Annotated in this window: 11 protein-coding genes and 1 rRNA gene; 9 read left to right on the top strand and 3 right to left on the bottom strand. The window is 36.8% G+C overall.

Annotated features, from left to right (window positions below; all coding sequences use genetic code 11):
* Positions 1-23 precede the first annotated feature (23 nt).
* The 6 genes from rrf to MM213_RS09745 all read left to right on the top strand — a co-directional run bounded on the left by rrf (position 24) and on the right by MM213_RS09745 (position 4,844).
* A 5S ribosomal RNA gene (gene rrf / locus MM213_RS09770) occupies positions 24-135 on the top strand.
* A 485-nt stretch (positions 136-620) separates the two neighbouring features.
* Complete coding sequence (locus tag MM213_RS09765; protein WP_241411791.1) at positions 621-1,859, top strand: dihydroorotase; 1,239 nt, start codon at positions 621-623, stop codon at positions 1,857-1,859.
* Complete coding sequence (locus tag MM213_RS09760; protein WP_241411789.1) at positions 1,860-2,372, top strand: DUF4199 domain-containing protein; 513 nt, start codon at positions 1,860-1,862, stop codon at positions 2,370-2,372. It begins immediately after the preceding gene.
* A gap of 8 nt (positions 2,373-2,380) precedes the next feature.
* On the top strand, positions 2,381-2,902 hold the full coding sequence (locus MM213_RS09755) for a DUF4199 domain-containing protein (protein ID WP_241411787.1): 522 nt from the start codon (positions 2,381-2,383) through the stop codon (positions 2,900-2,902).
* A gap of 8 nt (positions 2,903-2,910) precedes the next feature.
* The gene (locus MM213_RS09750) at positions 2,911-3,873 is read left to right on the top strand and encodes a glycosyltransferase family 2 protein (RefSeq protein WP_241411785.1); all 963 of its coding nucleotides are present in this window, start codon (positions 2,911-2,913) and stop codon (positions 3,871-3,873) included.
* A complete protein-coding gene (locus tag MM213_RS09745; protein WP_241411783.1) occupies positions 3,873-4,844 on the top strand; it encodes a glycosyltransferase family 2 protein in 972 nt (323 codons plus the stop codon). The genes MM213_RS09750 and MM213_RS09745 overlap by 1 nt, the downstream gene beginning before the upstream one ends.
* A 2-nt stretch (positions 4,845-4,846) precedes the next feature.
* Here MM213_RS09745 and MM213_RS09740 read toward each other — a convergent pair whose 3' ends face one another.
* On the bottom strand, positions 4,847-5,608 hold the full coding sequence (locus MM213_RS09740; RefSeq protein ID WP_241411781.1) for a class I SAM-dependent methyltransferase: 762 nt from the start codon (positions 5,606-5,608) through the stop codon (positions 4,847-4,849).
* Positions 5,609-5,933: 325 nt separating this feature from the next.
* On the opposite strand from MM213_RS09740, the gene MM213_RS09735 reads away from it, so the two are divergent.
* From MM213_RS09735 to MM213_RS09725, 3 genes are read left to right on the top strand one after another with little or no spacing between them, the layout of a single operon-like run.
* Positions 5,934-7,274 carry an efflux RND transporter periplasmic adaptor subunit gene (locus MM213_RS09735; protein WP_241411779.1) on the top strand — a complete coding sequence of 447 codons (1,341 nt, stop codon included), beginning with the start codon at positions 5,934-5,936 and terminating at the stop codon, positions 7,272-7,274.
* A complete protein-coding gene (locus MM213_RS09730) occupies positions 7,271-8,599 on the top strand; it encodes an ABC transporter permease (RefSeq protein WP_241411777.1) in 1,329 nt (442 codons plus the stop codon). The genes MM213_RS09735 and MM213_RS09730 overlap by 4 nt, the downstream gene beginning before the upstream one ends.
* Positions 8,592-10,082 (top strand): TolC family protein, encoded by a 1,491-nt coding sequence (locus tag MM213_RS09725; protein ID WP_241411775.1) that lies wholly within the window; start codon positions 8,592-8,594, stop codon positions 10,080-10,082. The genes MM213_RS09730 and MM213_RS09725 overlap by 8 nt, the downstream gene beginning before the upstream one ends.
* A 23-nt stretch (positions 10,083-10,105) precedes the next feature.
* On the opposite strand, the gene MM213_RS09720 is transcribed toward MM213_RS09725, so the two are convergent.
* Positions 10,106-10,276: a type II toxin-antitoxin system antitoxin gene (locus MM213_RS09720; RefSeq protein WP_241411773.1), complete on the bottom strand. Its 171-nt coding sequence runs from the start codon at positions 10,274-10,276 to the stop codon at positions 10,106-10,108.
* 4 nt (positions 10,277-10,280) lie between these two features.
* On the bottom strand, positions 10,281-11,129 hold the full coding sequence (locus MM213_RS09715; protein ID WP_241411771.1) for an SPFH domain-containing protein: 849 nt from the start codon (positions 11,127-11,129) through the stop codon (positions 10,281-10,283).
* Between the last annotated feature and the right edge of the window lie 341 nt (positions 11,130-11,470).

Here is an 11,470-nt window from a genome sequence, read left to right as displayed (position 1 = left end):
GCTATATCAAAAAGTCCAAAGATTTAGGCGGCCTAGCGCAGGGGTCCCACCTCTTCCCATCCCGAACAGAGAAGTTAAGCCCTGCAGCGCCGATGGTACTGGGGTTACACCCGGGAGAGTAGGTCGCCGCCACATTATTCAAAGCCAGTCACGATAGCATTCGCGACTGGCTTTTTTGCGTTTAAACCCCAGGCTGAAAGATCTCGCCAAGAATGCAGAGGGGCGCAGATTTTTGGGGAAAGGGATGGGGCATGCAGAGGCGTGTAAGGTTTTTAATCTGGGAAATGTATGTGATGGGATAGCTTTTTTGGATTGGCCGGAGTGATGAAGGATGTTTAGACTTAAAAGTAAAGCAGAAAGACATGGGGGAAACCTTCGAGGTTTCCTGTACGGGATAGTTCATTAAACTGTGTCTATGTTTGGTATTATGTTTCCAAGGGACTGGCGTAGCTGGCGGGCCGAAGAAGCCAGTCCCCTGGAAACTATTTTTTTTATTTTTTCAAGATACAACATCTAACTATCCAATAGCCCAATCTTTCCTTCTTTGAAATACAAATCTCCCAACCTTCAATTTCCTTTTTTAGGAATTATGTTGCAGTTTTGCACAAACAATTTTCTTCATGGCAATTTTATTGAAATCACTCCAATTTATCGATTCTGAAAATGTAATTCCTGCACAGGATTATTTGTTTGAGCATGGTCAGCTTGTCCCTTTTGTTCAGGAGAAGCAAAAGATTGAAAAGGAGATTGATTGTACTGGTCTCTATGGTTCTAAGGGATGGATTGATTTAAGATGTATGATGGGTGAGCCTGGTTTGGAGTACAAAGAATCAATCGAAAGCCTTGGAGATGTATTAGCTACAAGCGGATTTGCAAAAGCTGTGGTAATGCCAAATACAGTTCCAGCTTTGCAGTCGAAAAATGAAATCCAGTATGTGAAAGCAAAAGCGTCAAATCTTTTCACTGATTTTATTATACAAGCAGCTGCCACACGTGATAACAAAGGTGAGGATTTTACTGAGATTCTTGATATAAATAATGAAGGTGTTTTTGTGTTTGGGGATGGAACAAACCCCTTGTCAAACCCAGATCGACTGATGAAGATTTTGCAATACTTGCAAAAATTTGATGGGGTTTTGTTTGACCACTCATATGACCCACTTTTAGCACTTTTTGGACAAATGAATGAAGGGGATGTTTCAACTATGGTAGGGGTCAAGGGAATTCCAAATCTTGCTGAAGATGTAGCAATCCATAGAAACCTAGAAATCTTAAGATATACAGGTGGTAAAATCCATTTTCAAACAATCAGTTCCAAAAAGTCAGTTGAATTAATAAGGGAAGCCAAAAAAGAAGGTTTGAAAGTTACTGCAGATGTGTCAATTTATCAATTGATCTTCACTGATAATGATCTTTCTGGTTTTGATTCTAACTTAAAAGTAATTCCTCCATTCAGAAGTGATAAAGATAGAGAAGCTATAATAGAAGGTCTAAAAGATGGGACTATTGATGCTATTGTCTCAAATCATCAGCCCCAAGACTTTGATTCTAAGCATATGGAGTTTGATTTGGCATCATTTGGGATGATCGGTTTGCAAACATTCTTACCTGCAATGGCTGTTCTTGCAGAGGAATTGTCTTGGCCTTTATTGATTAAAAAAATCACTGATGGCCCTGCATTCGTTTTGGGTTTGGATGAGTCACAAAATAACAGTTTTACAATTTTTGATCCGAAAGAATCTTGGGTGTTTGACCACAGCAGCAACAAGTCCATGTCAAAAAACACTCCTTGGTTTGGCAAAGACCTCTTAGGAAAAGTGAAGTTCGCAATAAATGGGGCAAAATTTATCCAACTATAAATGAATAGAAAATTTCAAGCATCGTACAAGTTCGGATTGATTGGTGGTGCTTTTTGTGTCATTTCCTTTGTGATCTTTCAATTACTGGGTATAGATCCTACCAAATTGAGTATGCTTTTTGGTTATATTTTGATACCGGTTTTTTTATTTATCGGGATCAGGTATTATCGAAATGAAGTCAATGATGGTCTTTTGAGTTTTTCGGAAGGGATGACTGCTGGTTTTTTGATTTATTCATTGATCGCGGCGATTTCTGGAATTGGTATTTGGATTATATTGATGATTTCACCATCACTATATGAGGAGATCAAAGCCCAAAAAATCGATTTGCTTGAAGGGAACAAAGAGTTGATAGTAGAACAAATGGGAATAGAATCTTATGATATAACCTATCAAAGTCTACTAAAAATGACTACTTTTGACATTGCTACCAATGATTTTATTTGGAAAATTATTCCAGGACTCTTTTTTACAATAATTATTTCCATAATTTTAAGAAGAAATTTTAAATAACTACAAACATGGAAGAAAAAATTACTATTGGGGACTCAGTTAAAAAATGGGGTCTAATTTATGGATTAATTGGGTTGATAGCAGCGATTTTAACTGCTATTTTTGATTTAGCAACCAAAGGAGCGGTAATGTCAATTGTTACTTCATTGATTACAGTAGCAATTGCATTCGGTATTTATTTTTTAGCAACCAAAGAATATAGAGAATCAAATGATGGACTGTTGTCTTTTGGTGAAGGTTTCAAAATTGTAGCTTTGATTGGTTTATTGGGTGGAACAATAAGAGCCATTGGAACTTATTGCTACTTTAAATTCATCGATACAGGCTATATGGATCGTGTTTTGGAAGCGCAGATTGAAGCGCAAGAAAATATGGGGGTTCCTTATGATCCAGACGCTATACCCGAGTTTATGAAGTTTTTCCAAACAGTAGAGTTTCAAGGAATAGCTTCTATTTTGTCTGCCATCCTAGGGTTCTTGATTTGGGGACTTATTGCTGTAGCTATCAATAAAAAGACTGAAGAATACTAAAAATTAAAATGATTCAAATTTCCGTCATAGTGCCTGTTTTCAATGAACAGGAATCTTTACCAGAATTGAATAGTTGGATTAGCCGGGTCATGATTGACCACGGCTTTTCTTATGAAATTATATTTATCAATGATGGAAGTACCGATGATTCGTGGGAGGTTATCTCAGAATTGTCGGAATTGAGCCCAAATGTTAAAGCTGTCAATTTTACTAGAAATTATGGTAAATCAGCAGCTTTGGATATGGGTTTTAGTAAATCTAAAGGGGAGGTTGTAATTACTATGGATGCTGACCTTCAAGATAGTCCTGATGAAATCCCAGGATTATATAGTATGATTATCGACGAAGGGTTTGACATAGTTTCAGGATGGAAGAAGAAACGTTTTGACCCAATTTCCAAAACTATCCCTTCTAAATTTTTCAATGGTGTTACAAGATGGATATCTGGGATCAAACTTCATGATTTCAACTGTGGCCTCAAAGCATATAAGCAAAAGGTTGTGAAAAATATCCATATCTATGGAGAAATGCATAGATACATTCCCTTGATTGCAAAATGGAATGGATTTGCGAAAATTGGTGAAAGGGTAGTCGAGCATCGTGCTAGGAAGTATGGCGAGACTAAGTTTGGCCTGGAAAGGTTTTTAAATGGTTTTTTGGACTTAATTTCTGTTTCATTTGTCAACAGATACAAGAAAAAGCCAATGCATTTCTTTGGGCTACTAGGTACTATTTCTTTCTCTTCGGGTTTCTTGATCACGATTTGGCTCATTTTCCAAAAAATATATGGTTTGTATATGGGTAGTAAAGTTCGGGAAATTACAGAACAGCCATTGTTTTTCTTGGCACTTGTGGCATTGATCGTCGGAGTTCAATTGTTTTTGACTGGCTTTTTGGCAGAAATGATGACTTCCAACAATTCCCAAAAAGCTGATTATAATATAAGTGGACAGATAAATCTGAATGATTGATGTTCTTTTCGGTAATCATACCTGTATATAATAGGCCTCAAGAAATCCATGAACTTCTCAATAGCTTGCTAGCACAAGAAGAAAAATATTTCGAAGTACTAATTATTGAAGATGGGTCTGAATTTACATGTAAACAAATTGTCGAACAGTTTCAGGATCGTCTGAATATTCGCTATTTCTTCATATCAAATGTAGGCCAAGGTTTTGCACGGAATTATGGGATGAAGCAAGCTTTTGGAGATTATTTTGTATTGTTTGATTCTGATTGTATCATTCCATCACATTATTTTTCCAATTTGAGATCAGCAATCATTGATAGAAAGCTTGATGCTTTTGGAGGGCCTGATGCTGCGGGACATGATTTTTCCGATTTTCAAAAAGCAATGAACTACAGTATGACTTCCGTATTCACGACAGGAGGGATAAGGGGGAAGCTGAAAGACCCTAGCAAATACCAAGCGAGGGGTTATAACATGGGGCTTTCAAAAGAAGCATTTGAGTGCTCTAAAGGATTTGTAGATCCAAACAAAGGTGAGGATATCGAGTTGAGTATTCGATTAAAAAAATTGGGATACAAGTTAGAATTGGTCGAAGGAGCTTTTGTTTATCACAAAAGAAAAAGTACTTTGTTGAATTTTTTTAAACAAAGTTTTTCTTTTGGTCAAAATAGAATCAATGTCAGTCGGTATCATTCAGAGGCTGTAAAATTGATTCATTTGATGCCCGTATTTTTCTTGATTTTTGTTTCATCATTGTTAATGATGTTGTTTGTGCTTCCTGTTACAAATTTGCTCTTTATTATTGGAGTTGTCATTTTAGGGTTATGGAAAACTTCAATCTTTTTTCATGCTTCCATAGTTAATAAGTCTATTAAAATCGGAATCATATCAATTATTACTTCCGTTGGGCAATTGTCAGCTTATGGATTGGGAATGATTACTGAGGGATTGAAGAAAGTGTTTAAAGGTTGATCTTATCCTTTTTTGCAATAGAATATTACTTCATTTTCCGGTAGACCATGGGCCTTGATTTTTTCTTGAGACAATGTTTTTACAAATAGATTTTCATGTACATTCAGTCTAGATGTACTCAGTCTCTTAGCGTAATCCTTGCCATATTTTCTGACATGGTCACGCTGCCCAAAAAGCCTTTCCCTTTCGGCTGGGTCGGTGATTGTCTTGTCCTCCAAAGTCGCTTCGAGGTTGTACACTGGTGACTGAATGATGCCCCAACCATCATTTTTCAAAACCCTGTTGATCTCACTACAGGCTAGAATGTCATCATCAACATGTTCCATCACATGATTGCAAAACACCACATCGAATGACTCATCTTCGAAAGGAATCTGATGAACATCAAGCTTTACTTTCGCAAGCGGTGATTCAATATCGCCAGTTACATAATCTAAATTTGGCAAAGCATCCATTCTATCAATGAAACAAAGCTCAGGAGCTATATGGAGAACTTTTAATTGACCTGTAAAGAAATTTGTTTCTTCTTGGAGAAAAAGCCACATCAATCGGTGTCTTTCAAGCGCCAAGCAATTTGGGCAAAGTGCATTTTCCCTTGCTTTTCTTCCATACGGTAGAAATTTTCTAAATGAATGATGACAAATATTACAAGAAACTTTGTTACCCTTATAAAAAACCGCTAAGACTCTCAGGAAAAAATGTGAAACAAGCTGAAGGTACTTCCTTGGGATAAATCTAATAACAAAGCTGATTATGGATTTCATAAATTTTAATATTCTTTTTCAAATGTCATAATTTTCCCTTTTCAATAAGGTCGGGAACGAGTGCCAAAAATAATCATACTAAGAATATGAACACTTTTTTTTACGAGTTTTTCAAATGTTTTGATTTTTGTATAGAGCAATCAGATTATCAATAAATTTTATTAAGGTTTGCAATTTAAGCAATGTTTTGGCAAAAGCGCTGATAGTGTGATAATTATTAGACTAGTTGATTAATTATGTTAGTGGTGCTATTTTATTATTGTTGGGGTAATTGGGGAAACTCAATATACTAAATTTGTAATTGAATAAACACCAAAATATTATAATGAAAAATAAGAAAGTATATATAATACTTGCCATAGTTTTCGTAGTTATGATCTTTGTCTGGAGATTTTTTTCAGTATCAACTGGAGAAGGCTTTGATATAATGGCTGATGTTAGGAAAGGGGATTTTAGGGTCGAAATTACTAGTTCAGGGGAATTGGAAGCGCTAAATTCAGTTGAGGTTCTGGGTCCTTTGGAAGCTAGAAGATTTAGAGTCAATAATATAACTATAGAAAGTATGGTTGATGAAGGCACTGTCGTATCCCAAGGAGACTTGATTGCTGAACTGGACAAATCTGAGCTCTTTGGTCGCATTGAGGACAGGAGATTGGATCTTGAGCAAAGTAGAGCGCAATACGAGCAGATTCAATTGGATACTTCTCTTGTATTGAGACAAGAAAGAGACAATATTACCAATCTAGAGTACATAGTAGAAGAGAGAAAGTTGGTCGTAGAGCAGTCACAATTCGAACCACCGGCGATAGTCAAGCAGAATGAGTATAATGTAGAGAAAGCGCAAAGAGACTTGGAACAAGCAAGGGATAGGTATAGGGTAAAAATCCTTCAAGAAAAAGCAAGAATGGTCGAGGTAGCTGCGAGAGTTCGTGAATATGAAAATGAACTGGCACAAATGCAGGAAGTTTTGGAGAAGTTTACTGTTAGAGCGCCCCAGAATGGGATGGTGATTTATCAATCAGGAAGAGGAGGTAAAGTAAAAGAAGGTTCACAAATAAGTGCGTGGAATCCAGTAGTAGCGACTTTACCGGATTTGAGTAGAATGAGAAGTGTCACTTACATCAATGAAGTGGACATTCGAAAAATAAAAAGTGGACAGAAAGTCGAGATTGGATTGGATGCATTTCCTGACAAAAAACTTTCAGGAACAGTCACTAAAGTAGCAAATATAGGTCAGCAAAGGCCTAATTCAGACGCTAAAGTTTTTGAAGTGGTGATAGTAATCAACGAAAGTGATCCTCAATTGAGACCAGCGATGACTACTAGCAATATGATCATAGTAGAAAAGGTAGAAAATGTCTTGCACGTTCCTTTAGAAGCTATAAATGTCCAAAATGATAGTATCAATTATGTTTATTTAAAGAATGGAACTAAGCAAGAAGTTCTTTTGGGAATGGCTAATTTGAACGATATAATTATTGAAATGGGCCTAAATGAAGGAGATAGAGTTTTCTTGTCAACACCAGATTTTGCTAAAGACGCACCGGTTAAGTTGCTGGCTGAATTACAAGGAAAAAGAACGGAGATTTTCAATGAAGCTGCTGGATTAGAGGAGGAAGAAAAGGAAGCTCCATCTGAAAATAGAAGAAGGAGGAGGCCACAGTGAAAAAACCAGTGATTGATGAGAGGTTACTTGCAAACTTTTCTATTGCGTTAGAAGCTGTGATAGCAAACAGGTTAAGGTCATTTTTGACTGCACTGGGGATCATATTTGGTGTGGCAGCGGTGATTGCTATGCTCGCTATTGGAAATGGGGCACAACAAGAAATATTGGAGCAGATCAAGTTGGTAGGGGTCAATAATATTGTGATTCAACCGATTGTAGAGCAGTTTGAAGAAAATGTAGGTGAAGAATCCGATCTTGGGAAAGAAAGGAAGAAGTTTTCACCTGGTCTAAGACTGATAGATGTAGCTTCCATAGAGAAAAATATTCCCGGCATTGCCAAAATCAGCCCGGAAGTAGTATTAGAGACCAACATAGTTTACGGTGGTGTCAGAAGATCAGCTAAACTGGTAGGAATCACACCAGCATATTTTGACGTTTTGGACTTCAAGCTTGATGATGGTAGGCTGTTCAGTGAAGCCAATGAAATCAAGGGTGATCCAGTGTGTATAATTGGAAAAGCTGTTCAGCGAAAATTTTTCCCAAAAGAAAACCCTATAGGTAGGAAAATCAAAAGCGGAAGTCAGTGGTTGGAAATAATTGGTATTATGGAAGAGCGCTTAGTTTCTGAACAAAGTATTTCTAAACTGGGGATTCGGGATTTCAACATGGATGTATATATACCTATCCAAAGTATGTTGATTAGGTTTAAGAATAGGGATTTAGTAACTGGATATGATTTAGAATCAGATGAATCAAGTCAGAAAAATCCGAATTACCACCAAATTGATAAACTTGTAGTTCAGGTGGCAGAGAGTGAGTCGCTCAATCCTACAGCAGAAGTAATTTCAAAACTTTTGGCAAGAAGCCACAATGGAGTAGTTGATTTTGAGATTACAATTCCCGAATTGCTTTTAAAACAACAGCAGCGTACCCAAAACATATTTAATATTGTCCTTGGAGCTATTGCAGGTATATCATTGCTGGTAGGAGGGATAGGAATTATGAATATCATGCTCGCGTCTGTAATGGAAAGAATAAAAGAAATTGGCCTAAGGCTTTCGTTAGGTGCAAAAAAATCCGATATTGTTAACCAATTCCTTTTTGAGTCAATCATGATTAGTGTATCAGGGGGTATTATAGGGGTGATTTTAGGTGTCATACTAGCTTATGCAGTATCTGTCTTTGGGGATTTTCCTACAGTTGTCTCCTTTGCTTCTATTTTACTTTCATTTGGTGTTGCTGCCACAGTAGGCTTGATTTTCGGAATTGCTCCTGCCCAAAAAGCAGCAAGTCAGGATCCAATAACTTCTTTAAGATATGAATAGAAAATTAGTTCTTTGTGCCATTTTCATAGGGGTATTCCTATCATCAAACAATTTGGCATTTTCTCAGCAAGAGCTGAAGTATACTTTAGATCAGATAGTTGCAAGAGCAAAAAGCCAATCTCCCGCAGCATTAAGAGCAGAGACTCAAAGGGAAAATAGGTTCTGGCAGTATAGACTTTTTAAGTCTGACTTTAATCCTCAATTGAGGCTCAGTGGAAACATTCCAAGTTATTCCCAATCATTTAACAATGTAACTCAACCTGACGGAACGATTGAGTTTAGGGAAGTAAGGCAAAACTTCATGGATGTTAATCTTGGATTGGAACAAGTAATTTCTCCAACTGGGGGAAGGCTATCTGTTAATTCTTCCACCAATAGATTTGATAATTTTATAGCTTCGCCAGGAACGCCACAAACTCGCTGGAGTGGAGTGCCTGTTAATGTTAGATTAGATCAGCCAATATTTGCTTTCAACCCATTTAAATGGAATAAAAAAATTGAGCCTTTGAGGTTTGAGGAAAGTAAGAGGGAGTTTGTAGAGGAAATGGAAGGGATTAGTAGGTTTGTTGCATCATTATTTTTTGATTATTTGGATGCTCAAGTGAATCTGGAAATAGCATCTAAAAACCTAAAAAATACTGAAGATATTTATAAGATAGAGCAAGGGCGCTACAATATCGGAACTACATATGAAGATAAGCTTTTGCAAGTTAGGCTGCAGGTTCTTCAAGCCCAACAACAATTAGCGCAAGCAAGGTTGGACATGGAAGAAAGATCATTGAGACTCAAATCATACGTTGGTCTAAATGAAGCTACAGAATTGGTTTTGGAAGCGCCAAGTGAAATACCTGTTTTTGATGTTCCTGTCGAAGAAGCCCTAGATAGAGCTTTTCAAAATAGGTCGGAAGCACTAGGTTTTGATAGGAGGAGATTGGAAGGTGAACAGAGTGTCGCTCAAGCAAGAGGGCAAAGATTCAATATGAACTTGGGAGCAAGTTATGGTTATAATAATGCAGCATTAATGTGGGGCGATATTTACTCCAACCCAAATACACAGGCTTTAGTGAATTTAAATGTTTCAGTTCCAATACTAGATTGGGGGAGAAACAAAGCTAGAATGGGGCAAGCTCAAGCTTCTAAAAAATTGATTGATTACACAGTGGATCAAGATGTGATTAACTTCGAACAGGAGATTTTTACAAAAGTAAAAAATTTCCAAATGCTCAAAGACAGAATGGAGATCACCAAACTTTCGGATGAAGTTGCCGATAAAAGGTATGAGATATCACTTCAGAGATATCAAAACGGCAATGTTACCATTACTGATTTGAATATCGCGCAGCAAGAAAAGGATTCAAATAGAAGAGCTTATATTCAATCATTGCGGGATTATTGGACTGCATATTATGAAATGCGCGAATTGACACTTTATGATTTTGAAAATAAGAAGTTACTTTATCGACCTGAGGAAGTTGAAGATTAAAGAATAAATAAAGACCAAGATTCTCAAGAATCTTGGTCTTTTTGTTTTTGTAATCTCTTTGCTTTTTTCAGCGCTTCATAGATTATCCATTCTATTTGACCATTCGTACTACGAAACTCATCTTCAGCCCATTTTTCAACAGCTTTCATGAGTTTTTCGTCAATACGCAATGCAAATGGTTTTTTACTTGGCATTTTCTTATTGGTTCAATGTCCCTACGTTCAACACTGGGCTTGCAGAGCGATCAGAACAAAGTACGACCATCAGGTTACTCACCATGGCAGCTTTTCTTTCTTCTTCGAATTCTATAATCCCTTTGATTTTCAAATCTTCCAATGCCATTTCAACCATACCAACTGCTCCATCTACGATTTTTCTTCTAGCAGCGACAATAGCTGTAGCTTGCTGCCTTTGAAGCATGGCGGAGGCTATTTCCTGAGAATATGCCAAATGGGAAATTCTTGCTTCTATCACTTTGATGCCGGCATGATGCAAGCGTTCAGAAATCTCGGCCTCCAAAGAATGATTGACATCTTCTACACCTGAGCGCAAAGTGATCTCAGCATTTTCAGCTTCAAAGTCATCATATGGGTATTTCCCTGCCATCTTTCTCACTGCAGCATCAGATTGTAGATGTATGAAATTTTCATAATCTTCTACTTCAAAAGTGGCTTTGAATGTGTCCTCTACCTGCCAAACGACAATTGTTCCGACCATTACGGGATTACCGATTTTATCATTTACTTTCAAGGGCTTGTTTTCAAAATTCCTTACACGAAGGGAAATTTTGTTTTTTGTCATAAATGGATTTACCCAAAAGAACCCATTTGCCTTTACAGTTCCTTTGTAAGCTCCAAACAAAATCAGTACCATAGCTTTGTTAGGTTGGAGGGTAAAGAATCCAGGAAGTATTAAGATAAACCCTATAATTGAGAGAATAGCAGGGATTTTCGATCCCGTGGCGATAGAAAATGCTGCGGCAGGAATCAGTGCTATCGCTACCAAAACCATTAAATAGCCAGAAAGAGGTTTGATTGATTTTTCCATATTGTATTGATATTAAATTGATATCATTACAATATACTTATTTTTCTAAAATAGGTTGTGTGTTTTGCAATAAAATTTTTGTCATATATAATCTTTTTTATTGTTAAGGGCATAAACTTGCAAGTTAAAATGCTCTTGCTTTACTGTTTGCGTGATTGGATTTTTTAGTAAAGTGAGGAGGAAGAAGAGATTGAAAGTGATCTGTGTGGATTGCAATTTTTGTCGTCTGATACACTTTTCAAATAGGGCTTAAACCTGAGATCAAGAGTTGGTAAGAAATTTTGTTTTTGTATTGAATAATTCGATTTAAAGCTAAAAGCTATTATATTACATTTCAAAAA

The organism is Belliella alkalica, from assembly GCF_022549785.1.
Classification (GTDB): domain Bacteria; phylum Bacteroidota; class Bacteroidia; order Cytophagales; family Cyclobacteriaceae; genus Belliella; species Belliella alkalica.
The sequence above is the reverse complement of the archived record's forward strand: the minus strand, read 5'-3'. Positions and strand labels throughout refer to the sequence as shown.